29 protein-coding genes, 1 other RNA gene and 1 other annotated feature are annotated in these 24,692 nt (G+C 52.8%); of the genes, 13 read left to right on the forward strand and 17 right to left on the reverse strand.

Annotated features, from left to right (window positions below; all coding sequences use genetic code 11):
* Nucleotides 1-22 precede the first annotated feature (22 nt).
* The 4 genes from ACP3TC_RS15925 to ACP3TC_RS15940 all read right to left on the reverse strand — a co-directional run bounded on the left by ACP3TC_RS15925 (nt 23) and on the right by ACP3TC_RS15940 (nt 3,990).
* Entirely contained in the window at nt 23-1,330 is a 1,308-nt protein-coding gene (locus tag ACP3TC_RS15925; protein ID WP_313856189.1) for an inosine/guanosine kinase, read from the reverse strand.
* Nucleotides 1,331-1,399: 69 nt separating this feature from the next.
* Nucleotides 1,400-2,359 carry a ferrochelatase gene (gene hemH, locus ACP3TC_RS15930; protein WP_313856187.1) on the reverse strand — a complete coding sequence of 320 codons (960 nt, stop codon included), beginning with the start codon at nt 2,357-2,359 and terminating at the stop codon, nt 1,400-1,402.
* A 122-nt stretch (nt 2,360-2,481) separates the two neighbouring features.
* Nucleotides 2,482-3,126, reverse strand: coding sequence for an adenylate kinase (gene adk / locus ACP3TC_RS15935; protein ID WP_313856186.1), 645 nt, complete (start codon nt 3,124-3,126; stop codon nt 2,482-2,484).
* 246 nt (nt 3,127-3,372) lie between these two features.
* Complete coding sequence (locus tag ACP3TC_RS15940) at nt 3,373-3,990, reverse strand: DUF6024 family protein (protein ID WP_426816820.1); 618 nt, start codon at nt 3,988-3,990, stop codon at nt 3,373-3,375.
* A gap of 268 nt (nt 3,991-4,258) precedes the next feature.
* On the opposite strand from ACP3TC_RS15940, the gene ACP3TC_RS15945 reads away from it, so the two are divergent.
* Entirely contained in the window at nt 4,259-5,134 is an 876-nt protein-coding gene (locus ACP3TC_RS15945; RefSeq protein ID WP_313856183.1) for a LysR substrate-binding domain-containing protein, read from the forward strand.
* A 99-nt stretch (nt 5,135-5,233) separates the two neighbouring features.
* On the opposite strand, the gene htpG is transcribed toward ACP3TC_RS15945, so the two are convergent.
* The 6 genes from htpG to ACP3TC_RS15975 all read right to left on the reverse strand — a co-directional run bounded on the left by htpG (nt 5,234) and on the right by ACP3TC_RS15975 (nt 11,361).
* Nucleotides 5,234-7,102 carry a molecular chaperone HtpG gene (htpG, locus tag ACP3TC_RS15950; protein ID WP_426816821.1) on the reverse strand — a complete coding sequence of 623 codons (1,869 nt, stop codon included), beginning with the start codon at nt 7,100-7,102 and terminating at the stop codon, nt 5,234-5,236.
* 104 nt (nt 7,103-7,206) lie between these two features.
* The gene (recR, locus tag ACP3TC_RS15955) at nt 7,207-7,812 is read right to left on the reverse strand and encodes a recombination mediator RecR (RefSeq protein WP_313856179.1); all 606 of its coding nucleotides are present in this window, start codon (nt 7,810-7,812) and stop codon (nt 7,207-7,209) included.
* Complete coding sequence (locus tag ACP3TC_RS15960) at nt 7,812-8,141, reverse strand: YbaB/EbfC family nucleoid-associated protein (RefSeq protein ID WP_313856177.1); 330 nt, start codon at nt 8,139-8,141, stop codon at nt 7,812-7,814. The genes recR and ACP3TC_RS15960 overlap by 1 nt, the downstream gene beginning before the upstream one ends.
* Before the next feature lie 54 nt (nt 8,142-8,195).
* Nucleotides 8,196-10,130, reverse strand: coding sequence for a DNA polymerase III subunit gamma/tau (gene dnaX, locus ACP3TC_RS15965; RefSeq protein ID WP_426816822.1), 1,935 nt, complete (start codon nt 10,128-10,130; stop codon nt 8,196-8,198).
* Nucleotides 8,799-8,860, reverse strand: a sequence feature (DnaX frameshifting element). (Overlaps the previous gene by 62 nt.)
* A gap of 143 nt (nt 10,131-10,273) precedes the next feature.
* Nucleotides 10,274-10,825 carry an adenine phosphoribosyltransferase gene (gene apt / locus ACP3TC_RS15970; protein WP_313856174.1) on the reverse strand — a complete coding sequence of 184 codons (552 nt, stop codon included), beginning with the start codon at nt 10,823-10,825 and terminating at the stop codon, nt 10,274-10,276.
* Between the two features lie 158 nt (nt 10,826-10,983).
* Nucleotides 10,984-11,361, reverse strand: coding sequence for a DUF454 family protein (locus tag ACP3TC_RS15975; RefSeq protein ID WP_313856173.1), 378 nt, complete (start codon nt 11,359-11,361; stop codon nt 10,984-10,986).
* Nucleotides 11,362-11,418: 57 nt separating this feature from the next.
* On the opposite strand from ACP3TC_RS15975, the gene priC reads away from it, so the two are divergent.
* The 3 genes from priC to rsmS are packed head-to-tail and all read left to right on the forward strand — an operon-like array spanning nt 11,419 to nt 12,395.
* Nucleotides 11,419-11,955, forward strand: coding sequence for a primosomal replication protein (gene priC / locus ACP3TC_RS15980; RefSeq protein WP_313856170.1), 537 nt, complete (start codon nt 11,419-11,421; stop codon nt 11,953-11,955).
* Between the two features lie 36 nt (nt 11,956-11,991).
* Nucleotides 11,992-12,237 (forward strand): GlsB/YeaQ/YmgE family stress response membrane protein, encoded by a 246-nt coding sequence (locus ACP3TC_RS15985; RefSeq protein ID WP_313856169.1) that lies wholly within the window; start codon nt 11,992-11,994, stop codon nt 12,235-12,237.
* Between the two features lie 11 nt (nt 12,238-12,248).
* Nucleotides 12,249-12,395, forward strand: a complete 147-nt coding sequence (gene rsmS, locus ACP3TC_RS15990; RefSeq protein WP_313856167.1) for a pleiotropic regulatory protein RsmS — start codon at nt 12,249-12,251, stop codon at nt 12,393-12,395.
* 1 nt (nt 12,396) lies between these two features.
* Here rsmS and acrR read toward each other — a convergent pair whose 3' ends face one another.
* The gene (acrR, locus tag ACP3TC_RS15995) at nt 12,397-13,044 is read right to left on the reverse strand and encodes a multidrug efflux transporter transcriptional repressor AcrR (protein WP_313856166.1); all 648 of its coding nucleotides are present in this window, start codon (nt 13,042-13,044) and stop codon (nt 12,397-12,399) included.
* A gap of 141 nt (nt 13,045-13,185) precedes the next feature.
* Here acrR and ACP3TC_RS16000 point away from each other — a divergent pair, with 141 nt between their 5' ends.
* The 4 genes from ACP3TC_RS16000 (at nt 13,186) to ykgO (ending at nt 18,097) form a co-directional block, all read left to right on the forward strand.
* Complete coding sequence (locus tag ACP3TC_RS16000) at nt 13,186-14,382, forward strand: efflux RND transporter periplasmic adaptor subunit (RefSeq protein ID WP_313856164.1); 1,197 nt, start codon at nt 13,186-13,188, stop codon at nt 14,380-14,382.
* 17 nt (nt 14,383-14,399) lie between these two features.
* A complete protein-coding gene (acrB, locus tag ACP3TC_RS16005; RefSeq protein ID WP_313856163.1) occupies nt 14,400-17,558 on the forward strand; it encodes a multidrug efflux RND transporter permease subunit AcrB in 3,159 nt (1,052 codons plus the stop codon).
* Nucleotides 17,559-17,684: 126 nt separating this feature from the next.
* The gene (locus ACP3TC_RS16010) at nt 17,685-17,945 is read left to right on the forward strand and encodes a type B 50S ribosomal protein L31 (protein WP_426816823.1); all 261 of its coding nucleotides are present in this window, start codon (nt 17,685-17,687) and stop codon (nt 17,943-17,945) included.
* An 11-nt stretch (nt 17,946-17,956) separates the two neighbouring features.
* Nucleotides 17,957-18,097 carry a type B 50S ribosomal protein L36 gene (gene ykgO / locus ACP3TC_RS16015; protein ID WP_072133188.1) on the forward strand — a complete coding sequence of 47 codons (141 nt, stop codon included), beginning with the start codon at nt 17,957-17,959 and terminating at the stop codon, nt 18,095-18,097.
* Nucleotides 18,098-18,152: 55 nt separating this feature from the next.
* On the opposite strand, the gene ACP3TC_RS16020 is transcribed toward ykgO, so the two are convergent.
* Genes ACP3TC_RS16020 through ACP3TC_RS16035 form a run of 4 tightly spaced genes read right to left on the reverse strand, consistent with a single transcriptional unit; the run spans nt 18,153 to nt 20,699 of the window.
* Nucleotides 18,153-19,031, reverse strand: a complete 879-nt coding sequence (locus ACP3TC_RS16020; protein WP_426816824.1) for a metal ABC transporter substrate-binding protein — start codon at nt 19,029-19,031, stop codon at nt 18,153-18,155.
* Nucleotides 19,028-19,897 (reverse strand): metal ABC transporter permease, encoded by an 870-nt coding sequence (locus ACP3TC_RS16025; RefSeq protein WP_426818289.1) that lies wholly within the window; start codon nt 19,895-19,897, stop codon nt 19,028-19,030. Before ACP3TC_RS16025 ends, ACP3TC_RS16020 begins: the two co-directional genes overlap by 4 nt.
* A gap of 5 nt (nt 19,898-19,902) precedes the next feature.
* Nucleotides 19,903-20,580, reverse strand: coding sequence for a metal ABC transporter ATP-binding protein (locus tag ACP3TC_RS16030; RefSeq protein ID WP_313856161.1), 678 nt, complete (start codon nt 20,578-20,580; stop codon nt 19,903-19,905).
* Nucleotides 20,577-20,699, reverse strand: coding sequence for a hypothetical protein (locus tag ACP3TC_RS16035; protein ID WP_313856160.1), 123 nt, complete (start codon nt 20,697-20,699; stop codon nt 20,577-20,579). Before ACP3TC_RS16035 ends, ACP3TC_RS16030 begins: the two co-directional genes overlap by 4 nt.
* Nucleotides 20,700-20,998: 299 nt before the next feature.
* Here ACP3TC_RS16035 and ACP3TC_RS16040 point away from each other — a divergent pair, with 299 nt between their 5' ends.
* From ACP3TC_RS16040 to ACP3TC_RS16050, 3 genes are all read left to right on the forward strand, one after another.
* Complete coding sequence (locus ACP3TC_RS16040; protein ID WP_313856159.1) at nt 20,999-21,352, forward strand: hypothetical protein; 354 nt, start codon at nt 20,999-21,001, stop codon at nt 21,350-21,352.
* 151 nt (nt 21,353-21,503) lie between these two features.
* The gene (gene tomB, locus ACP3TC_RS16045; protein WP_313856157.1) at nt 21,504-21,884 is read left to right on the forward strand and encodes an Hha toxicity modulator TomB; all 381 of its coding nucleotides are present in this window, start codon (nt 21,504-21,506) and stop codon (nt 21,882-21,884) included.
* Nucleotides 21,885-21,913: 29 nt separating this feature from the next.
* On the forward strand, nt 21,914-22,132 hold the full coding sequence (locus tag ACP3TC_RS16050) for an HHA domain-containing protein (protein ID WP_052899294.1): 219 nt from the start codon (nt 21,914-21,916) through the stop codon (nt 22,130-22,132).
* A gap of 58 nt (nt 22,133-22,190) precedes the next feature.
* Here the strand turns inward: ACP3TC_RS16050 and ffs are convergent.
* An RNA gene (ffs, locus tag ACP3TC_RS16055) (signal recognition particle sRNA small type) lies at nt 22,191-22,287 on the reverse strand.
* A gap of 304 nt (nt 22,288-22,591) precedes the next feature.
* Here ffs and ACP3TC_RS16060 point away from each other — a divergent pair.
* Complete coding sequence (locus tag ACP3TC_RS16060; protein ID WP_313856155.1) at nt 22,592-22,903, forward strand: MGMT family protein; 312 nt, start codon at nt 22,592-22,594, stop codon at nt 22,901-22,903.
* Between the two features lie 76 nt (nt 22,904-22,979).
* Here ACP3TC_RS16060 and ACP3TC_RS16065 read toward each other — a convergent pair whose 3' ends face one another.
* Nucleotides 22,980-23,537, reverse strand: a complete 558-nt coding sequence (locus ACP3TC_RS16065) for a YbaY family lipoprotein (protein WP_313856153.1) — start codon at nt 23,535-23,537, stop codon at nt 22,980-22,982.
* A gap of 223 nt (nt 23,538-23,760) precedes the next feature.
* Here ACP3TC_RS16065 and tesB point away from each other — a divergent pair, with 223 nt between their 5' ends.
* Nucleotides 23,761-24,621: an acyl-CoA thioesterase II gene (gene tesB, locus ACP3TC_RS16070; RefSeq protein ID WP_313856151.1), complete on the forward strand. Its 861-nt coding sequence runs from the start codon at nt 23,761-23,763 to the stop codon at nt 24,619-24,621.
* The last annotated feature ends 71 nt before the right edge of the window (nt 24,622-24,692 follow it).

Below are 24,692 nucleotides of genomic sequence, written 5' to 3' on the forward strand. Positions count from 1 at the left end.
CATTCGCTGAATTAACCGGTAGTTACCTTTCCCAGTAAGACTCTTCCAGGCTGTCTTCACGTTCCGGCAATCCCCGTGTCAGGCGTGGTGAGTGCTGATTTAACACCTGATAGCTGACGCGATTAGCGTACTTACATACTTGTGCCAGCGAGGAGTAGGTCAGATAACTGCGTGCATGCTTGCTGGAATTCGGCACATTGGTCCGGTGATAGTTGTTGGCGGTAATATCGTGCAGTAACGCCGCCAGCGCTCCATCCCCTGCCCCGTTGGTATTCATTATCTTCTCAGGGCCGCCCATATAGGGAGCGATATGCGAGAAAATGCGCAGCGGCTGCTGACAATCCTGATGGCGCATCGCACGGCTGAATTCATACTGGTTAAACTCGGCAATTGCCCCCGGCAGCAGCGGATGATTGGTCTTGCGTTTGCCTTCATCCTCGGTAAAACCTGCCATATACAGCCCGTTTGGCCCGGCGGTACATAATACCAGGTCAACCCAGTCCAGTGCCTTATCTGACGCCAGTAGCGGATCGCTGAGGCCGGTCAGCTCCTGCGCTTCATCTTCATTCATCGCCACAATAGATACGTGGTCGCGCAGGAAGTCGCGCCAGAACTGTGGGTTATCGGCAATCACATATTTGGTGCCGAGCGTCAGAACCACCGGCACATTATGCTTTTTCGCATATTCAATCGCTTTCATGGTGGCAGCCGGCATCGGCTCACCCGGCTTGCAGCGCACCAGGTAAGAAGTCAGCACCAGCGCAGAAGCACCGGCGATCACCTGTTCCGGAATATTCTCCTCGCGCAGCTGATTCATCATCCCCGGGCTGATGGCAAAGGTCCGCTCACCGTTATCGCCAATCAGGGTAAAGCAGCGGCCAATCGCACCATCGACGCCTTGCAGGTAGTTGAGATCGGTACGGCTGGAGGTGTTACACAGGTAGCGATAGGCATAGCCACCAATCTGCACGTTGCTGCACATCACACCCAGCAGCACCGAGCGGTCATCCGCCAGCACCGAGTAGTTATGCAGGGTGTTACCGATGGTGCCACCGGCAAACTGATGGCTGATTAACTGCTCGCGCATCAGCTCGCTGTACAGCGCTTCAGCAACGTCATCGTCAATCACCAGCGAGTGACCGGCGCTGAGACCATAACGCGCGACAAAAGCATCATCCACTTTGGCTTCGATATCCACCAGCGTCTGATCGATACCCACTACCCAGCTGCTGCCGTTTTCATTTTCTGGCTGGAGTTGAGGTTGCAGTAACGGATCGCGTGCGCTAACGGGGAAGTAGTGTTTGGATTTACGTTTGCCGGGAAATTTCATGATTAATAACTTTGGAAGAATTCAGGCCGTGAATCATAACATATTCACGGCCCCACTTAGCCAGAGTGATTAACGCTGGCGGTTGACTAAATCCACCATCATATCGATATGTTCGGCGTCATCATTTAGCGCCGGAATATATTCAAACTGCGTACCACCAGCATGCATAAAGAATTCACGGTTCTGTTCGCTAATCTCTTCCAGCGTTTCCAGGCAGTCTGCTGAGAAGCCAGGGCTCATAATCTGAATATGCTTAATGCCCTTAGCCGGTAAACCTTTCAGCGTTTCATCGGTATACGGCGTTAACCAGGGTTCGCGACCGAAGCGCGACTGGAAGGTCAACATCACTTCGTTCGGACCCAGTCCCAGCGCCGCCGCCAGTGCATCGGCCGTATCGTGGCAGCGCTGCGGATAATCATCACCTTCGTCGGCAAAACGCTGTGGAATGCCGTGAAAAGACATCACCAGCAGATCGGGTTTACCGTGGGCAGCAAAAGAGCGTTCCACCGACGCCTTCAGCGCGGCAATGTAGCCAGGATGAGTGGCATAATCGCGGATAAACTGCACGTCCGGTAGCGAACGGTAGCCGGCAAACACTTTGGTTAAGCCGTCCCACACCGCCGCTACGGTCGAGCAGGAGAATTGCGGATAGAGCGGCAGCACGATCAGGCGCGTGACGCCCTGCTGCATCAGGCTGTCCACCGCGCTTTTCAGGCTGGGATTACCGTAGCTCATGCCGAGCGCAACCGGCATATCCAGACGGGCTGCCAGCGCGTCACGCTGACGTTTGCTGTAAACCAACAGCGGAGAACCGTCATCCATCCATACCGAAGCGTACAGCTTTGCCACGCGCGGAGAGCGAATCGGCAGGATCGCGCCGTTAAGGAGCGGCCACCACAACCAGCGCGGCGTATCAACAACGCGCGGATCGCTAAGAAATTGTTTCAGGTAGCGCTTTACCGCAGCGGCGGTTGGCGCATCAGGCGTGCCGAGATTTACCAGCAATACGCCGGGTTTATCTTGCCTCATTTTTATTCCTTTTATTGGCATAAAGGTGGGTATAAATGAAAACGAGAATGATTGTAGCTAAAAATTGCGGGGGATGAACCGATTGCTGCAAAAGGGCCAGGTGAAACCCGGCCCAGAAACGATTAACCGAGGATTTTTGCCAGCTCGGCGCTGACTTCAGACACTTTACGCGTGCCGTCAATTTTGTGGTAGGCGGTGTTACCGGCTGCCGCTTCTTTGCTGTAATAAGCAATCAGCGGAGCAGTCATCTGATGGTATTCCACCAGGCGCTTACGCACGGTCTCTTCCTGATCGTCTTTACGCGTGGTCAGCTCTTCGCCGGTCGCGTCGTCTTTGCCTTCTTCTTTCGGTGGATTGAAGGTGACGTGGTAAACGCGGCCTGATGGCGCATGCACACGGCGACCCACAATTCGCTCAACGATCAGTTCATCAGGTACGGCGAACTCCAGCACGTTATCCACTTTGATGCCGGCTTCTTTCATAGCATCAGCTTGTGGAATGGTACGCGGGAAGCCGTCGAGCAGAAAACCGTTACGGCAATCATCCTGCGCAATTCGCTCTTTAACCAGCGCAATGACCAGCTCATCGGTCACCAGCTTGCCAGCATCCATAATCTCTTTGGCTTGTTTACCCAGCTCACTTTCAGCTTTGACTGCTGCACGTAACATGTCACCGGTGGAGATTTGCGGAATGCCGTATTTCTCCATAATGAACTGAGCCTGAGTACCTTTTCCTGCGCCCGGAGCGCCGAGCAGAATAATACGCATTGCGTAAATCCCCTTGCGAATCGCATTGATCTAACTAATAAGGCCAAGAACATACCATTAAGCCCAGGTATCCACAAGAAAGCGGGCAGTTAAGCGGCAGTAACATTTATGCTGCCATGTTGTGAATTAATAAATAAATCCATCATTATTACAGCAACTTAACAAGCTTGTTCTCGGTAACACCTTCGGAGGTTGACGTGTTTATCGTCACTGTATTTATCCGTTTTATTCAGCGTGCGCTTTCAGCTACGCCAGATTATACGGCTGCCAGTGACTGCTGCGTATTATCCCTAGCGCATCGGCCAGCGGCCTCGCCGGAACCGTTGAGGCTTCAAACAGCCGCAGTTCACTGCGCATCAGGGTACTGAAGGCGGTGGTGCGCAGCGCAATCATCGCCAGGCCAGACGACAACGAAGCATGCCGGTGAAGTGGCGTAATAAAAATAGCGCTGTCGCGCACCAGCTCCTCATGCAGCGAGGTGGCAAAACTGTCGGAGGCATCGACCACTCCCTTTCCCTCACAGCCGCGCAGGCTGTTGACCTTACCGGTGCGGGGATTTACATGGGTGATCATCGGCACTTTTCCCGGTTCGCCAAGACGTGCGGTGCGGTGGTTCAACAGTTCACTGGCTGGCAGCTGGCTGGTTTGTCGCGCCACACAGCGCGCCACCTCCTGCTTGTGAAACAGATGCGATAAGATCACCCGTCCGGCTGTGACTGATTTCACAAAAAAGAGATCGTGATTTTCCAGCTTATACAGGCGGGAAAGGGCCTGGCGCAGCTGATTGTGCAGCGTCTTTGCGTCCTTTTCGGACGATGTATCTGCAATTTTTTGCCGCAAAGGAGAGAGCGAGGATTTATCCATTATTGATTAACTCTTGCCGGTAAAAAACTGCTTTGCGGCTGATTGCTGTGTGCAGCCGCGGAGAGAGTGCATGGTTGTTATTTTTTTGCGGCCAGCAGTGCCAGAAAGCACGATACTGATTCCCCGGTGCTGGCGAAGTAATTAGCGGCCACGGCTTATTCTCGCCGTGTTTCGTTAACTTCCGTCGCCAAGAGTATGAAATTGCAGCTGGACTTTGAAATGATATAAACAGACACTTCTTGTTAGTTTTTCTAACAGGTAGTCATCAATGGCGGGACTTCCCTCATTACGCGCACTGCGTTATTTTCAGCAGGCGGCACTGCACAACAGCTTCAGCCTTGCGGCTCAGTCACTGAATGTTACCCACAGCGCCGTCAGCCATCAGATCAAACAGCTGGAGGAGTGGCTGGGTAAACCGTTGTTTATCAGGGCGAATGGTCGGGTTCAGCTGACAGCAGACGGCGAGCGCCTGAAGAAAACCTGTACGCAGGCATTTAACGAAATTGAAATCACCTGTGAGAAAATATCGCAACGCACCAGCAGCAGCCTGACGGTATCCAGTGCCCCCAGTTTTCTTTCCCAGTGGCTGATCCCACGCATCAGTGATTTCAGCCGGCAGCACCCCAATATTGCTCTTAATTTTCAGACGCATATGGATATTGATAAAGTGCGCAGCGATCAGACTGACGTGCTGATTCTAAGCCACGAGCAGACCACTCATCAGGATATTGCCACTACGCTGATTACCGTTGATTATATTGGCCCGGTTTGCTCAGCCGATTTTGATCGGCAGGTCGACTTCGACACCGATTTCACCACCCTGCCACTGCTGCATGCCGATACCAAGCGCCATGCCTGGGCTGAATGGGCGGAAAAAAGCGGCGCACGCGGAGACTTCTGGGCTGGCAGATATTTCGATAACCTGACGCTCGGTATTCAGGCGGCGCGCAACGGATTAGGCCTGATGATTACGCCACGGATTCTGGTAAAAAAAGAGCTGGAAGATGGCACGCTGATTGCGCCGGTGGGATTCACTGCGATGGCTCGTGCCACCTGGATGATGGTGAAGCAGGCAAGGGAAGATGAGCCGGACATTGTGATTTTTCGCCGCTGGTTACTGGCTGAAGCGGCTGGCGCAGAGTAAAAAAGGCGGCCTTAGCCGCCTTCAGATCCGGTTATGATGACATGCAGGATGCCACCTCCGGGCATGGGCGGCGAAAACGCCGCCGCTTTACAACCGGCCTCAGGCAATCAGCAGCTGATTCATCCGGCGGATAAACTGGTTTGGATCGTCCAGCGTACCGCGCTCAGCAAACAGCGCCTGATCCAGCAACAGCTCGATCCACTCGGCAAAGCGCGCTTCGTCCTGCGTGTCGGCAGCGCGTTTCACCAGCGCGTGATCCGGATTGATCTCAAACAGATACTTCACTTCCGGCACCGCCTGCCCCGCCGCGGCAAACAGTTTCGCCATTTGGGTACTCATGTCGTTGGCTTCGGTAGTCACGATTGCCGGCGTATCAGTCAGACGATGGGTCAGGCGCACTTCTTTCACTCGTTCGCCAAGCAAGGTTTTCACCCGCTCGATAAACGGCTCCAGCGCTTTTTCCGCTTCTTTCTGCTCGTCGCTCTCTTCATCAGCCAGCTTGCTTAAAGAATCGTCCGCCTTGCTGACCGACTGGAAGGACTTACCGTCAAACTCAGTCAGGTAGCTCATCATCCATTCGTCAATGCGGTCTGAAAGCAACAGGACTTCGATGCCCTTCTTGCGGAACACCTCAAGGTGCGGGCTGCTTTTCGCCGCTGCATAGCTGTCGGCAGTGATGTAGTAAATTTTATCCTGACCTTCAACCATCCGGCTGACGTAGTCTTCCAGCGACACGGTCTGCGCTGAACCTTCACTGCTGGTTGAAGCAAAGCGCAGCAGTTTAGCGATAGTTTCACCGTTGCTGGCATCTTCTGCCGGGCCTTCTTTCAGGACCAGGCCAAATTGCTGCCAGAACTGCTGATATTTTTCCGCATCATCCTTCGCCATTTTCTCCAGCATCTGCAACACACGCTTACTCAGCGCACTGCGCAGGTTCTGGGTGATACGGCTATCCTGCAGGATTTCACGAGACACGTTCAGCGGCAGGTCGTTGGAGTCGATCAGTCCACGCACAAAGCGCAGGTAGTTCGGCATAAACTGCTCAGCGTCATCCATGATAAACACGCGCTGAACATACAGTTTCAGGCCATGCTTATGATCGCGGTTCCACATATCCCACGGCGCCTGTGCCGGAATATACAGCAGGCTGGTGTACTCTTGCTTGCCCTCGACGCGGTTGTGGCTCCAGACCGCCGGATCGGTAAAGTCGTGGGCAATATGCTTGTAGAACTCTTTGTATTCGTCGTCGCTGACGTCGGACTTATTACGCGTCCATAACGCCTGCGCTTTGTTGATTTTTTCCCAGTGGGTGGTGTCGTCTTCTTCGTTGTGCGTCTCAATCTCTACCGGCAGAGCAATGTGGTCAGAGTATTTGCTGATAATGCCACGCACGCGCCACGCATCAAGGAACTCATCTTCGCCTTCACGCAGATGCAGAGTGATTTCGGTGCCACGATCGGCTTTTTCGATATCAGCAATGGTGTAGTCACCCTCACCTTCCGACTCCCAGAATACCCCTTCATCGGCAGCAGCACCGGCCGCACGGGTGCGCACCGAGACTTTATCCGCCACGATAAACGCCGAGTAGAAACCGACACCAAACTGACCAATCAGTTGGCTGTCTTTCGCCTGGTCGGAACCGAGCGACTCGAGGAAAGATTTGGTGCCAGATTTGGCAATCGTCCCCAGGTTTTCAATGACTTCATCACGACGCATACCAATACCGTTATCGCTCAGCGTAATGGTACGTTGCTCCTTGTTCACCGAAACCCGGACCCGCAGCTCGCCATCACCTTCATACAGTTCAGGGGAAGAGAGCGCGCGGAAACGCAGCTTGTCCGCAGCATCTGAAGCGTTGGAGATCAGCTCGCGCAGGAAGATTTCTTTATTTGAATAGAGGGAGTGGATCATCAAATGCAGAAGCTGTTTTACTTCTGACTGGAAGCCACGTGTCTCTTGTCCTTTCATGGTCATTGATACCTCAACAAATCAGGTTTATTGAATGTTGAGGAGGAGATGGGGATGAAATAAAACTTTTCAAGCAGGCACGATTACGCCGTACCTGCAAATGTTCAGAATTTAATCTTTTGACGTCCCGCCAGCGAGTGTGACAGGGTGGTGCCATCGACCATTTCCAGTTCGCCACCCATCGGTACACCGTGAGCGATGCGGCTGGCATCGACACCATACTGCCCGCAAAGCTCCGCAATATAGTTAGCAGTCGCCTCACCTTCTACCGTCGGATTGGTAGCAAGAATCACTTCCTGAAGAGTTTCACGTTCCAGTCGCTGTTCAAGGCGATCCAGTCCGATATCATTAGGGCCGATACCGTCCAGCGGTGAAAGATGGCCCATCAGCACAAAGTAGCGACCGCCAAACTGGCCGGTTTGCTCAATGGCGTGAATATCAGCCGGGCTTTCCACCACGCAGATCTGACCATTCTGCTGACGTCGCGGATTGGCGCAGATGGTGCAAATGTCCTGCTCGGTAAAAGTATGGCAATCCTTACAGTGACCGATTTCAGACATCGCGCGGGTCAGCGCCTGCGCCAGCCGCATTCCGCCGCTGCGATCGCGCTGCAACAGCTGGAATGCCATGCGCTGCGCTGATTTAGGCCCGACACCGGGTAAACAGCGCAGCGACTCCATCAGTGTTTCGAGGAGCGGGCTGGTTTGCATCAGAATGGCATCTTAAAGCCCGGCGGCAACTGCATTCCGCTGGAAACTGCTGCCATTTTCTCTTTCTGCGCTTCACCAACACGGCGCGCCGCATCGTTGAATGCCGCAGCGACCAGATCTTCCAGCATGTCTTTGTCATCTTCCAGCAAGCTTGGATCGACTTCAACACGACGGCAGTTATGTGCGCCGTTGATGGTCACTTTTACCAGACCGGCACCGGATTCACCGGTGACTTCCATTGCAGCAATCTCTTCCTGCACCTGGGCCATTTTGTCCTGCATTTGCTGGGCCTGCTTCATCAGGTTGCCCAAACCGGCTTTACCAAACATAGTCTTCTCTCTCAGCTCAGGCCGCGTAATCGTCGGATACGCTTAGGCGGCGGTTCAAACGGGGCGAATACTCTCTTCATCCAGATCGGCATCAAAAAACCGACGCAGGGTCTGGATGTGAGTATCCGCGATTATCGACTGGCGCGCCTGCGCCAGCTTTTCTTCATAAATTGCCTGTCGCCACTCCAGTGGGGTTAGCACCGATGGATTATCATCTTCGATAATCGTCAGTTCAACCGTCTGGCCTGCCGCCAGGCTTAATGCTTCCGCCAGCGCTTTCTGTGCCGATGGCGAATTAAGGTGGCGCTGTCCGGCACGTAAGTGTAGACAAACGCCCTGCTCAGTCTGTTCTTTCCAGGCGTTTAATGCCAGCTGCTGGACGAGTTTAGGCAGCGTCATTGCGGCAATTTCTGCCGCCCAGGCATCGCGCTGCTGCGACTCTTCTGTCAGTCGGTTGGCCAGCTCCGGCGTTTTCTCGTGCTCTAACGCCGAGCGCAATGCTTTCGGCGTGGCGACCGGTTCCGGCTTCGCCTCGACCGGATTCAGCGCTTTCCAGCGATACGCCTCTTTTTTTACCGTCGCGCCAGCCTCTGCGGCAGCAGCTTGCTGTCGCTTCTGACCGCGCTCGGTAACTGAAGCCAGTCGCTCCAGTGCCGAACTTGCCGGCCGCGCACCTGGCGCCGCCGGCTCACTCTTTTTTGCTTTGGTCGCTCCCTGCTGACGCATCAGTTGGGTGCGCGCCTGCAGTAGCTGACTGGTAGCATCGGGCAAATTATCCGGCGGTGCGCTGTCCGGCACAGTATGAGGTGCTGGCGGCTGTGACGGCGCGCTGGTCGGTGCACTCAGCTGTGGCTGAGCTTGCGGCGTCATCACCGGCCGGGATACCGGTTCGGCAATCACCTGGCGCGGATGAAACGCCAGCGCGCGCAGTAACGTCATTTCAACGCCCATACGGCGATCCGGTGCCAGCGCCAGCTCTTTACGCCCGACCAACAGCGTCTGATAGTAAAGCTGCACATCCGCAGGTGGCAACACTCGGGCCAGCTCGCGCAACCGCTGTTCTATCGCGGCCTGATCGTCGCCGATCGCCGAAGGCAACAGCTGCAACATCGCAATACGGTGCAGCAGGCGCAACATTTCAACCAGCAACGCTTCCCATTCTACGCCGCGTGACGCAGCCTGGTTCAGCAACGCCATCATCTGCTGACCTTCAGCATCCACTAACGCTTCAATCAGTGCCAGTGGCTGTTCGTCGTCGAGCGTGCCAAGCATGGCGTTAACCGTCTCGGTACTGACCTGCCCCAGTCCCATGGCGATCGCCTGATCGGCCAGGCTGAGCGCATCACGCATACTGCCATCGGCGGCACGCGCCAGCAGCTGCAGAGCACGGTTTTCCGCCGGTATCGCTTCCTGTTTTAATACATGCTCGAGCTGGCCGCGAATTTGCTCTGCATCCAGTGCTTTCAGATGGAACTGCAGACAGCGTGACAGAATGGTCACCGGCAGCTTTTGCGGATCGGTCGTGGCAAGCAGGAATTTGACGTGTGACGGCGGCTCTTCCAGCGTTTTCAACAGGGCGTTGAAACTGTGCCGCGACAGCATGTGCACTTCATCAATCAGGTAAACTTTAAAACGACCGCGTGCCGGAGCGTACTGAACGTTGTCCAGCAGATCGCGGGTGTCTTCAACTTTGGTGCGTGAAGCCGCATCGATCTCGATCAGATCGACAAAGCGCCCCTGTTCAATTTCACGGCAGTTATCGCACTGGCCGCAGGGGGTGGCAGTAATGCCGGTTTCACAGTTCAGTCCTTTCGCCAGCAGGCGCGCAATGGTGGTCTTTCCCACACCGCGGGTGCCGGAAAAAAGATAAGCGTGATGGATGCGGCCGAGCGACAGGCCATTTGCCAGCGCTGTCAGGACATGCTCCTGACCGACAACATCAGTAAACGCTTGTGGACGCCACTTGCGGGCAAGTACCTGATAGCTCATTAATTCGCAGAATTTGTCAGTGAAACAGGGGTTAATGCTAACACAGCCGCAGTTTTACAGCGAGGCTGAAGATGGTAGGTAAAGAATGTCCAATATAATTCGAGCGGCAGCCAACGCCACTGCCGCCTGAAGTATCTGGGATCTTAGTGGCCGGGGAAATTGACTAAGCTATAGCAGTCAACGCCCATCGCTTTCAGGCGCGCTTCACCGGTCAGATCAAACAGGTTGATCACAAAAGCGGCGTTTTTCACTTCACCACCGGCGCGGCGGATCAGTTTCACCGTGGCTTCCAGCGTGCCGCCAGTTGCCAGCAGGTCATCAACCACCAGCACGACATCGCCGGCGCCAATCGCGTCGCAATGCAGTTCAAGGCTGTCGGTGCCGTATTCCAGCTCGTAGCTTTCACTGAAGGTTTTGCGTGGCAATTTGCCCGGTTTACGTACCGGTACAAAACCAACGCCCAGCCCCAGCGCGACGGGTGCACCAAACAGGAAACCACGCGCTTCGGTGCCCACCACCTTGGTGATGCCAGTATTGCGATAGCGATCAACTAACAGTTCAATGCAGATGGCATACGCTTTCGGGTCTTCCAGCAGGCTGGTTACATCACGAAAGAGGATGCCCGGCTTAGGATAGTCCGGGATGCTTTTGATACTGTCTTTAAGGAATTCAAGCTGCTGCGCAGTCGCGGTCATAATGTTATGCCTGGTAAAAACGAATCTGACTCGCGCAGCTCCGGACCTCTCTGGCAGTCTACAGCCGCAGAGAGAGATCGGGTCAAACAGGGGAGCCGCGCACGAAAACGTTCAAATCTAAGCAAAGTGCCGGATAATTGCAACCATCATCCGCCACATCAGCGATTTTCTTGCTCTGACGCAACCACCGGCAGGCGCAGCATAAACCAGATTAATCCGCAGAGCATGAGTGCCAGCAGAACACGTAACCACAGCAGTTTTACCAGCCACAGTGAAACGGCAAAGGTAATCACAATAAACAGTATCGCCCGGCCTTTTGCCTTGGGCGGTAGGGCGCGATGTTGTTGCCAGTGACGAATATAGCCGCCAAACCATGAGCGATACAGTAACCAGTGGTGAAAGCGCGGAGAAGAACGTGCAAAACACCATGCCGCCAGTAGAATAAACGGCGTGGTCGGTAATAGCGGCAAAATAACGCCAAGCGTGCCGAGCGCAATTGCCAGCCAGCCGATGATCAAGAGTAAGATGCGCTGCATAGAGTGACCTGAATACGTCGAACTGCGATTATTTTACCACAGTGACCGGAAACCTTAATGAAAACCACCCTTTTACTGCAACAGCTGGATGCGCGGCTCAATCAGCTGGCGCGTAGCATCTCGCCACTGGCGGAGCGTCGCACTCGCCGGGCGCGCTTCGACAATCAGCTGTTTTATTGCAAGAGCACGCGCCTTGGGGATTATCTACAGGAAGTGCAGCAAACGCTGGCACAATTAAAACAGTGCGTGGCCGGAACCCAGCCTGAGCGTCTCAGCTGGCTGGCAGAACGGGTGGTGCTGCAAACTGGCGCGCTACAGCGTGAGGTTGCCACGCAGACGCTGCGCAGCCAGGAGGGCGTGAAGCAAAGCCCGGCGGAAAAATTGCATCAGAAACTGGCCGACCATCATGAATTTGAGCGGCGTCTGCTGGCAATGCTGATGGAACGCGAGCGCCAACTTGGGCAACAGGAAACGCTGCTGCAACAGCAAAAAATTCAGCAGGAGATGGTGGCGCTGGAAGCGCGGTTACAGCGCTGCCGTGCGGCGCTGAAGCAGATTGAGCAGGAGATTGCTCAACGTGAACAGGGTTTTTAACTATAATCACAGCCTGGTGACATCGGGGGAAGCACAATGGGAATTGTCAGCTGGATTATTATCGGCCTGCTCGCCGGTTTTGTGGTGCGTAAATTTTTCCCTGGCCGACCGGGGGGATTAATTCCGACGCTGGTGCTGGCGATGATCGGTGGATTGATTGGCGGCTATATCAGCAGCTACTTCAGCTGGGGCTCACTGACTCAACTGCACCCACGGGCGCTGTTGTTCGCCCTGCTCGGCTCACTGCTGATGCTACTGGTGGTTAAAAAATTACGAATTTAACGGAGTGAAGGATGTCTTTAGAAAATGCCCCCGATGAGGTCAAACTGGCAGTCGATCTGATTATGCTGCTGGAAGAGAACCAGGTGGCACCGCAAACGGTGCTGGCGGCACTGGAGATCATCAGACGCGATTTCGAAAATAAGCTGGCGCAGGCATAGATTATTTGCCATTGGCAGGCTGACGGAGCGACGGGCTGCTGGTCAGCATTTCGATTAGGGTTTCCACTAAAAGTGGCGCATCCGCCGCCAGATCGAAACTCTCCGGCATAAACAGCCAGTTTTCCATAATACCGCTGACGTAGCCGCGAATGATTACCGCCGCGCGTCGGGTATCAAGGTCAGCCGGTAACTGCTGGTGTCCGATGCAGTCGCGCAGGACTTCTTCAATTTTTTCGTAGCATTCCAGATATAAATTTTGCTGCACCATTTGCAGAGTTGTCATTTCACCGACAAACTCACACTTGTGGAAAATGATTTCCATAAGTGACCTTCTGCGCTGGTCGCGTGCTGTTGCCTCAAAGACATAGTTAAGCATTGCGCGCATAACTGATAGTGGATCACCTGGGTATTTTATTTGATACTCATGTTCTAAGTCCTCCATTCCGGACTCAGACTGCGCCCAAATCTCATTCAGTAAGTCGGCTTTGTTTTTGAAATGCCAGTAAATCGCACCACGTGTCACGCCGGCAGCATGAGCAATATCTGCCAGTGACGTTGCAGAGACACCATGTTCAGAGAACCGGGCAATTGCCGCATCAATGATTTGGCCCCGCGTTTCAAGGGCTTGTTCTTTGGTTTTTCGTGCCATAAGTGGGGTATTTACAAAAGGTTAGATTTACATACATTTGCGAATGTATGTAACATAGCACGACCATAATTTAAACGCAGCAATGGGTTTAACGGTTTGTGATCCATTGAACAATCGATATCGGACACTCGAGGTTTATTTATGAACAAAAACAGAGGGTTAACGCCTCTGGCGGCCGTCCTGATGCTATCAGGCAGCTTAGTGCTAACAGGATGTGATGAAAATAAATCCCAGGAAGCCGGCCAGCAACAAGCACCAGAAGTTGGCATCGTCACCCTGAAAAGTGAACCGTTGACCATTACCACTGACCTACCGGGAAGAACCTCATCTTACCGTATTGCAGAAGTGCGCCCGCAGGTTTCGGGCATTATTTTGAAACGGAATTTCGTTGAGGGAAGTGAGATTAAAGCCGGGGAATCGCTGTATCAGATCGATCCGGCTACCTATCAGGCTGCCTATGACAGCGCTAAGGGCGACCTCGCGCAGGCTCAGGCAAACGCGCAAATCGCCGCTGTAACGGTGAAACGCTATAAGCCACTGCTCGGCACCAAATACATCAGTCAGCAGGATTACGACCAGGCGATTGCGACCCAGAGCCAGACTGCTGCCGCAGTTCAGGCTGCTAAAGCCAATGTCGAAAGCGCGCGTATCAATCTCGCCTATACCAAAGTGACTTCGCCAATTAGCGGACGCATTGGTAAATCGACAGTGACGGAAGGTGCACTGGTGCAAAGCGGTCAGACTACCGCACTGGCAACCGTGCAACAACTCGACCCGATCTATGTCGATGTGACGCAATCCAGCGGTGATTTCCTGCGCCTGCGTGAAGAGCTGCAATCCGGCAAACTGAAACAGACTGACGGCAAAGCCAGCGTCAAACTGTTAACGCAGGATGGTAATACTCACCCGCAGGCGGGAACATTAGAATTCTCTGATGTTACCGTGGATGAGACCACCGGCTCGATTATGCTGCGCGCTATGTTCCCTAACCCTGACAAAAGTTTGCTGCCGGGTATGTTCGTTCGTGCACGTCTGGATGAAGGTACCAATCCAAATGCCCTGCTGGTTCCACAGCAAGGTGTAACGCGGACGCCAACCGGTGAAGCTACCGCGATGATCGTTGGTGCAGACAATAAAGTGGAAGAGCGCAAGCTGACCGCTGAGAAGGCGATTGGCAATATGTGGTTAGTGACTGCAGGCCTGAAGGATGGCGATCGCGTGATTGTTACCGGCATTCAGCGTGCGAAACCCGGCGCTAAGGTGACTCCGCAAGAAATGAGTTCAGACGAGGCGAAGAAACAAGATTCGCAGCAGCAGTCTGAACCAGGCAAGTCTTAAACAGGAGCCGCTGATACATGGCTAAGTTCTTTATCGATCGCCCCATATTTGCATGGGTCATCGCCATCATCATTATGCTGGCGGGTGCGCTGTCGATTCTCAAACTGCCGATTGAGCAATATCCTAATGTTGCTCCACCTGCGATTGAGATCACAGCAACCTACCCAGGTGCGGATGCGAAAACCTTGCAGGACTCGGTCACACAGGTAATCGAACAGAATATGAATGGCCTTGATGGCCAGATGTATATGAGTTCCAGTAGTGACTCCTCAGGTACGGTTACGCTGACGATTACCTTTGAATCGGGAACCGATCCGGATATCGCTCAGGTTCAGGTGCAGAACAAACTGCAGTTGGCAACGCCGTTGCTGCCGCAGGAAGTTCAGCAACAGGGGATCAGGGTTCAGAAATCGTCCAGCAGCTTCTTGATGGTGGCAGGTTTCATCAACACTAACGGCAGCATGACGCAGAACGATATTTCGGACTACGTTGGCTCCAACATTAAAGATCCTATCAGTCGTGTTAACGGCGTTGGTGATACTCAGCTGTTTGGTGCGCAGTATGCGATGCGTATCTGGATGGATCCGCACAAGCTGAACAACTATGCCTTAACTCCGGTTGATGTGATTAGCGCTATTAACAACCAGAACTCACAGGTTGCAGCCGGCCAGCTTGGTGGTACGCCACCGGTGAAAGGCCAGCAGCTTAACGCCTCGATTATCGCGCAGACCCGTCTGACCTCAACCGATGAGTTCGGCAAAATTTTGCTGAAAGTCAACGAGGATGGTTCTCAGGTTCGCCTGAGTGACGTTGCGAAAATCGAACTCGGCGGTGAAAACTACGAGATCATTGCCCGTTTTAATGGCCAGCCGGCTTCCGGTCTGGGTATTAAACTGGCGACCGGTGCTAACGCACTGGATACCGCTGCCGCGGTAAAAGCGCAGCTGGCTGAACTGGAACCGTTCTTCCCGTCTGGTCTACAGGTGGTTTACCCGTACGACACCACGCCGTTTGTTAAGATCTCTATCAATGAAGTGGTGAAAACCCTCGTTGAAGCTATCGTGCTGGTGTTCCTGGTCATGTACCTGTTCCTGCAAAACTTCCGCGCAACTCTGATCCCAACGATTGCGGTGCCGGTAGTTCTGCTGGGTACATTTGCCATCATCAACGCCTTTGGCTATTCGATAAACACCCTGACGATGTTTGGTCTGGTGTTGGCAATCGGGCTATTGGTGGATGACGCCATCGTGGTGGTGGAGAACGTCGAACGCGTGATGGTGGAAGAAGGACTGCCACCGAAAGAAGCCACGCGTAAATCAATGGGCCAGATTCAGGGCGCGTTGGTGGGTATTGCGCTGGTGCTGTCAGCGGTATTTATTCCGATGGCGTTCTTTGGCGGCTCGACCGGTGTTATCTATCGTCAGTTCTCGATCACTATCGTCTCGGCGATGGTTCTGTCGGTCGTTGTTGCACTGATCCTGACTCCGGCACTTTGTGCCACCATGCTGAAGCCGGTTAAAAAAGGCGACCACGGTAAGACCACTGGCTTCTTCGGCTGGTTTAACCGCATGTTTGATAAGAGCACCAATCACTACACCGATAGTGTGGGCCATATCATTCGCAGTACCGGTCGTTATCTGGTTATCTACCTGCTGATCGTAGTCGGCATGGCGTTTCTGTTCTTGCGCCTGCCAAGCTCGTTCCTGCCGGAAGAGGACCAGGGGGTATTTCTGACCATGGCTCAGCTGCCAGCGGGTGCGACTCAGGAACGTACTCAGAAGGTGCTGGATCAGATCACTGATTACTACCTGGAAAAAGAAAAAGCCACCGTACAATCCGTGTTTACCGTTAACGGCTTTGGCTTTGCAGGTCGTGGTCAGAACACCGGTATTGCCTTCGTCAGTCTGAAACCGTGGGATGAACGTTCAGGTTCAGAAAACAAAGTCCCGGCGATTATCGGACGTGCAATGGGTGCCCTCTCGTCAATTAAAGATGCGATGGTCATTCCGTTTAACCTGCCGGCAATTGTCGAGCTGGGTACGGCAACCGGTTTTGACTTCCAGCTGATCGATCAGGCTAACCTGGGTCACGAAAAACTCACTCAGGCGCGTAATCAGTTACTGGGTATGGTCGCGCAACACAGCGATGAGCTGGTGGGTGTGCGTCCAAACGGTCTGGAAGATACGCCACAGTTCAAGCTGAATATCGACCAGGAGAAAGCACAGGCATTAGGTGTTTCTATCTCTGATATCAACACCACGCTGGGTGCATCCTGGGGCGGAAGTTACGTTAACGACTTTATCGACCGCGGTCGCGTCAAGAAAGTGTACGTAATGGGTGAAGCGCCTTACCGTATGCTGCCAAGCGACATTGGTGACTGGTATGTGCGTAACAGCAGCGGTGGCATGGTTTCATTCAGCGCCTTCTCTTCGGCGAAGTGGGAATATGGCTCGCCGCGTCTGGAACGCTATAACGGTCTGCCATCCATGGAGATTCTTGGCCAGGCTGCACCGGGCAAAAGCTCTGGTGACGCGATGAATCTGATGGAAGAGCTGGCGTCTAAGCTGCCAACCGGTATCGGCTATGACTGGACGGGTATGTCCTATCAGGAACGTCTGTCCGGTAACCAGGCCCCTGCCCTGTATGCCATCTCGCTGATTGTGGTATTCCTCTGTCTGGCGGCATTGTATGAGAGCTGGTCAATTCCGTTCTCAGTCATGCTGGTAGTGCCACTCGGGGTTATCGGTGCGCTGCTGTTTACCACCCTGCGTGGTCTCAGTAATGACGTTTACTTTGTGGTAGGCCTGCTGACAACCATTGGCTTGTCGGCGAAGAATGCGATATTGATCGTAGAATTCGCCAAAGATCTGATGGAGAAAGAAGGCAAAGGTCTGGTAGAAGCGACGCTGGATGCAGTTCGTATGCGTTTACGTCCAATTCTGATGACCTCACTGGCGTTTATCCTCGGGGTACTGCCTCTGACCATCAGTACCGGTGCGGGTTCCGGCTCTCAGAACGCCGTAGGTACTGGCGTAATGGGCGGCATGGTCACCGCGACGGTACTGGCAATCTTCTTCGTACCGGTGTTCTTTGTCGTGGTTCGTCGCCGCTTCAGTAAACACAAAGAAGAAGTTGAGCACGGACATCCTGTCGAGCATAAATCACAAGATCACTAAGTTTTCTCAGTGACTGAAAGAGGCCGCAAATGCGGCCTCTTTTTTTTGCCTGCGGATCGGGTTGCATTTCAGCTAAGCGACGCGCATAATAATTGTTATGTTATAACATACCATTTTGGAGCAACCATGAAAGCTGATATCCATCCCCACTATCGCCCGGTGATTTTTCATGACACCAGTGCCGATCACTACTTCAAAGTAGGATCGACCATCAAAACCGACCGCACCGTCGAGTTCGAAGGGGCAACTTATCCTTACGTAACGCTTGATGTCTCCTCCGCTTCCCATGCGTATTACACCGGCAAGCAGAAAGAGTTCAACAAGGAAGGCAGTGCAGCTCGCTTTAATAAGCGTTTTGGCAGTTTTCTTGGTAGCAGCAATAAATAAGGAACTGTCTCATGCAGGTACTGAGTTCATTACGTTCAGCCAAAAAGCGTCATAAAGACTGCAAGGTAGTGCGTCGCCACGGTCGCATCTATGTGATTTGCAAAACTAACCCACGCTTTAAAGCGGTTCAGGGCAGAAAGAAAAAACGATAGTGTTGTTGTGTCATGTTGTCCTTTTGGGCCGGACTTCCCATCCGGCCCTTTTTTATTACTTCATACTGCCTGCCATCGCCTCAACGTTGTGCTTAAATGCCGCAATATAGCTGGCTGCTGGCCCATCTTTTTCTGATAACGCTTCAGGATACAGTTCCCCGCCCGGCTGTGCGCCGGTGGCAGAGGCAATCTGCTTAACCAGCCGCGGATCGGTCTGGTTCTCAATAAAGTAGCGATGAATATCCCCGGTTTTAAGCTGCTTAATTAACGCCGCCACATCGCCAGCACTGGCTTCCGACTCGGTAGAAAAACCAACCGGCGCAAGAAAACGTACGCCATAACGCTGACCAAAATAGCCGAACGCATCGTGACTGGTCAGCACCTGACGTTTCGCCTCAGGAATCGCGTCAAAGGTCTGTTTCGCCCAGCTATCCAGCTGGTTGAGCTGGCTGATATAGGCCGCACCGTGCTGACGGAAGTAGTCCGCATTATCTGGATCGGCAGCGATCAGCGCATTCATCACGTTAGTAGCATACACCGTGCCGTTGTGCATGCTGTTCCACGCATGTGGATCGGTAATGGTTTGCCCATCTTCTGTCATTTTGCGCGTATCAATACCCTGAGATGCAACCACGACTTTGCCCTGATAACCCGAGGCGCTGACCAGTCGATCCATCCAGCCTTCCAGCCCAAGGCCGCTGACAAAGACCACCTGCGCTTTTGATAAAGCCTGGCTGTCCTGTGGCGTTGGCTCAAAGCTGTGCGGATCGCCGTTCGGTCCAACCAGACTTCTTACCCGGACATGTTCGCCGCCAACCTGCTGCACGATGTCGGCTAACACGGTAAAACTGGCAACGGTTTCTACCGTTTTCGCCAACGCCAGCGGGCTGCTGAGCAGTGCCGCAACCGCCAGCGCCAATGATAACTTCTTCATACTTTCTCCTTGCCTGTCGTTAAAAAGCGGAGGCTGCTGAGCAGACCACCGCAGGGCCCCAATAAAATTGAGATAAAAAACAGTATTGCGGCACTCAGCACCACCGCCGGACCGGCAGGCAGTGAGAGATAAAATGAAGCAAACAGGCCACTGAAGCTGGCGATCACCGCGAGAATTATTGCGGCGGTCAGCATTCCCGGCAGGCGAATACTCCAGAAGCGGGCGCTGGTAGCGGGCAACATCATCAGTCCAACCGACATCAAAGTACCGAGCACCTGAAATCCGGCCACCAGATTCATCACCACCAGTATCAGAAAAATGCCGTTGACCAGCGGTGAGCTCCAGCGGCTTTGCGCACGCAGAAAACTGGCATCGAAGGCATCGATAACCAGTGGACGATAGATCAAGGCCAGTGCCATCAGGGTAATCGCGGCAATGCTACCTACCAGCAGGATCGATTGATTATCAACCGCCAAAAGCGATCCAAAGAGCACGTGCAGCAGATCGACACTCGATCCGCGCAGCGACACCAGCGTGACGCCTAAAGCCAGCGAACCCAGATAAAAACCGGCAAAGCTGGCGTCTTCACGCAACGGGGTTAAGCGGCTGACTGCGCCGGAAAGCAGTGCCACCGACAACCCGGCGATAAAACCGCCCACGCCCATCGCTACCAGCGACAGGCCGGAAATCAGGTAGCCAATCGCCGCACCCGGCAACACCGCATGTGATAACGCGTCGCCAACCAGGCTCATACGCCGCAGCAGTAAAAATACCCCCAGCGGAGTGGCGCTAATCGATAACGCAATACAGGCCACTAACGCCCGGCGCATAAAACCAAATTCGATAAAAGGTTGCAGCAGCGAGATAACCATTATCGCTCTCCCATCTGGCGCAGCGACGCGGCCTGCACGTCGCGCGAACGCCATTCGGCAGCATCGTCCTGTAAGCGCAGAACTTGCGGAAACCAGGTATCGACCATGCTCATATCGTGCAGCACCACGATTAAGGTGCAGCCCTGACGATGGCGATCGGCCAGTAAGTCCAGCAGCAGTGCAATGGTCTGGCTGTCAATGCCGGTAAACGGCTCGTCCAGCAGCAGCAGAGAAGCCTGTTGCATCAGTAAACGCGCAAACAGCACCCGCTGTAACTGGCCACCAGACAGCATTCCGGGTTGCGCATCGGCAAAATCGTCCATTCTCACCTTACGCAACGTTTGCATAATCTCCTGACGCAGCTGACGGCCAATGCAGCCAAACCAGCCGGTGCGCTGCCAGCACCCCATCGCCACCAGATCAAACACGGTGATCGGGAACTGGCGTTCGATTTCCGTCTGCTGCGGTAGCCAGCCAACGGCAGAGGGCGGCAGCGATAACTGATATGAGCCGTTCACCGGCGGCAGTAACCCCGCCAGAGTCTTCAGTAACGTCGACTTGCCACAGCCGTTGGCACCAACCAGCGCAGTCATCGATCCCGGTAAAAAGCGTCCACTGATCGGCGGTGTCACCGACTGATGCCGGTATCCCGCCTGTAACTTATCCAGGCTAATCATTGTGACATTGCCCAGCCCAGTGCCGCGCACAGCAAGGCAATGGGTATCAGACTCAGTAACAGCCTGACTGCCGCAGAGCGGGTAAACAGCGTGGGTTTGGTGGTAAAAGAGTAAGGCATGACGATGATCCGACAGATTTATTATGTTATAACATAACATTAAATCTTCCGGGCGGTTATTTATACACGGCAAAAAAACTGTTTCGAGGTGTTACGCCAGCGATATTCAGCACGGTTTGCTTATCTGGTAAAATAAATTAATATTCATGCTTTAAGCTATCAGAGAAAAAGCCTTGACCTTTCAAGATAAATCACATAAAAATCATAACGATAGATAATTATCTTTTTTTGCATCTTGCTTTATCGGCTGCGCGGCACAATGATAAACATTAAGGTGAAATTAACTTAATGAGGGAAAAATGCGCAAATTGATCCCGTGCAATTATTCGCAGGATGAAGTTAACCCGCTATTATTGATGCAAGTCATTCAACAGAATATTCTCAAAATACAACCACAGTTAGTTGGCGATTTAACCTGGTATTCGCAAGATGCGCGTTTTGTTCCCGACAGCCTGAAAATTATTTCAGTCGATCCACTGGAAAGTTTGCGTTATAAGATGCGTTATCAGTTTACATGGAACATATTCAATGCCTGTTTAGATATTGATGCTGGCCAGACCGTTGCTGAAAGCGTCTGTTTCCAGATTATTCCGGGCCATCTGGTTTTTGAACTGATTGACAACCACTATCCAACAACCGCCGATGAATTGTAATTTTTGGTAATATCCTCAGGCAATATTAATTAATCTGCGTTATATTCAATATGTCCGTTTATAAAGTATTTTTTTATAATCGCTTCCAGGCCGCATACCTTCAGCTCAGCCCAAGTAACGGCTTTTGTCATTCGCTATGGAGGGGAAAGAGATGGACGAATACTCACCGAAAAGGCATGATATTGCTCAATTGAAATTCTTGTGTGAAAATCTGTATGACGAGAGTATGGCAACCCTGGGCGACAGTCACCATGGGTGGGTCAACGACCCGACGTCAGCCGTCAATTTACAACTTAACGAATTGATTGAGCATATCGCTTCTTTCACCATGAATTACAAAATTAAACACGTTGAAGATACGGATCTGATTGCTCAAATTGATGAATATCTTGATGACACATTTATGCTTTTTAGTAACTACGGTATTAATGTGCAGGATCTTCAACGTTGGCAGAAATCAGCCAGGCGACTTTTTAACATCTTCATCGAAGAATGCGCTCAGCGACCTTTATCAGCTAGCCATTCATTTTAGCAACCCATTATTTTTACTACGGTTTAACAATGACAGACAAAATTCTGACCAAAACTGATTATCTGATGCGTTTAAGACGTTGTCGTTCAATTGATACTCTTGAGCGCGTAATTGAAAAAAATAAGTACGAATTATCTGATGATGAATTAGAAGTGTTTAATTCTGCGGCGGACCATCGACTGGCTGAATTGACCATGAATAAGCTGTACGACAAAATTCCGGTATCAGTCTGGAAATATGTACGTTAAAGGCAACTTTAAATATTGTGACGGGAAAAGTAATGCGAAGGGCTGAAATTGGTGGAGGCCCTGCCAGCGACATCCCGGCACACGCGTTACCTGCTGCGGCTGCTTCCTTCCGGATCTGACCGAGTTCACAAGTTAGCGTTGCGGGAGCACCAACAGGGCCTCCATTGACGGCTCTAACGTTCAGAGCGCAGGCATTATCAATGATGCCTTCATCAATTGCAAGCGAACCCCAGGCGACCGTTGCTTTCTTGAACAACTGATGCATTTTAGTCAAATTTAACGGCGTTGCACTGCCGGTTACTGCCTAAAATATCCGCAGCCGATTTTGACGGTTAATTGATCATACTGGCGATTATCGCAGCAATGCTGCCGCGGGCTGCCGGGCTCGCTGATTAAAATTGCTTTAGTATCCATAAGTTATCGATTAAGGTTTTGTAATTATTCCTTCGGATAATTCGCATGTTCGACAATGACAGCTTTCAACAACGTGTCTGGCAGATAGTGGCATCGATTCCCTTCGGCTGCGTCACCACTTATGGTGAAATCGCCCGTCTGGCCGGCTCACCGCGTGCCGCCAGACAAGTAGGCGGCGTGCTGCGCCGTCTGCCGCAGGGCAGCAAACTTCCCTGGCATCGGGTTATCAATCGTAAGGGTGAGATATCTTTGGTGGGTGACGATCTCAGTCGCCAGCGTGATGCGCTGGAGGCCGAAGGGGTTGAAGTCAGCAACGACGGGAAAGTGTCACTGGCAGATTACCGCTGGAAACTTTAAGTTAAGACGGGAGCCGAAAACGGCTCCCCTGCAAATGACTACACCGCAGTAATGTTCTCACTGCCCACAAGAATTATCAGTACATTGTCGGAGCCGGTACTGAAGTTGAAGGCGTCACCTGCGTTGGTGAAGTTGACGGTACCGTGCGGGTCGCGCCGTTTTGGGTTGGCATCGCCACTGACGGCACCGGCACCATAATCAGCTCCGCTTTGGTTCCACCACCGTTAATAACCGGTTTAACCGTATCGGTAATAAATGCCAATTTGCCATCAATTGTCACTGCGGCACTTAACAGGATACGCGCGTTAGGCTGGATATCTGCCGGATTAAACGGTAGCACGAACTGGAACGGCGACTGTTTGCCATCGGTACGAACCGCACGCTGCGCCAGCACTTTAGACGGCGCGTCAGCCAGTGAAGCGTCTGACAGCGTTACCGTCAGTACCGCGTCAGGTGGCAAGGCAATGCGCTGGCGGATATACACCGAGCCGCTGACATTTGGTTGCGCTATGGCCGCCTGCTGCCCAGCCGTCGGCGATCCCAGCGTTGGAGTAGGAATATCATTGCTTTTATCTGCACAACCAGCCAGTGCCACAGCCAGCGCAGCGCCACTCATTACATGCCAAAGTTTCATTGATTTCTGCTCCTTATGATCAATGTTTGCCGGTAAACCTGCCGGAAACTACGCTATTAACAGCGTCACAGAGTTAATTCTGGCACAACTTACTGATTTTTGCCTGGGACAGCAGTTTCATCAGCGTGAAATGCAAAAAACAGCGCATTAGCTTTGAACGCAGTTGACGGTAACTGGTCGGATCTCGCAAACTAACTGCTGAACCATTTTCGAGGATGTTGCTATGAGCCAGGCACTGCAAAACCTGTTAGATCTGCTCAAATTAGAAAAATTAGAAGAAGGCCTGTTTCGTGGTCAGAGCGAGGACTTAGGCCTGCGCCAGGTCTTTGGAGGCCAGGTTGTCGGCCAGGCGCTGTACGCGGCTAAACAGATGGTGCCTGCCGACCGGATGATCCACTCTTTTCACAGCTATTTCTTACGCCCCGGCGACAGCCAGAAGCCGATAATCTACGATGTCGAAACCCTGCGTGACGGCAATAGCTTCAGCGCGCGCCGCGTCAGCGCGATTCAGAATGGCCAGCCGATTTTCTATATGACCGCTTCATTCCAGTCGCCGGAAAGCGGTTACGAACATCAAAACAGCATGCCGCAGGTTCCGGGGCCGGAAAATCTGCCCTCAGAGACCGATATCGCCATACAGCTGGCGGAATTTATTCCGGAAAAGGCGCGCGAAAAATTTCTTGCTGAAAAACCACTGGAAATTCGCCCGGTGAAGTTTCACAACCCGCTGCAAGGGCATGTGGATCTGCCTGAACGTCAGGTGTGGTTTCGCGCAAATGGTCAGATGCCCGAGGATATCCGTATTCATCAGTATCTGCTGGGTTATGCTTCGGATTTCAACTTTTTGCCGGTGGCATTACAGCCACATGGTAAGGGGTTCCTTGAGTCGGGAATGCAGGTGGCAACCATCGACCACTCGATGTGGTTCCACCGCCCTTTCGATCTGAATCAGTGGCTGCTGTATAACGTAGTCAGCACCTCAGCTTCAGGCGCTCGCGGCTTTGTACGCGGTGAATTTTATACTCAGGATGGCACGCTGGTGGCATCGACGGTGCAGGAAGGGGTTATGCGTCATCGCAGTTAAGCTGGCCGGAGGCAAATAGTAAGGGGCGATGTCAGTGACATCGCCCCTTTTTTTTCTTCTGTTTTTTATTG

The sequence above is a fragment of the Winslowiella sp. 2C04 genome, from assembly GCF_050037805.1.
In the GTDB taxonomy this organism is placed as follows: Bacteria; Pseudomonadota; Gammaproteobacteria; order Enterobacterales; family Enterobacteriaceae; genus Erwinia; species Erwinia toletana_A.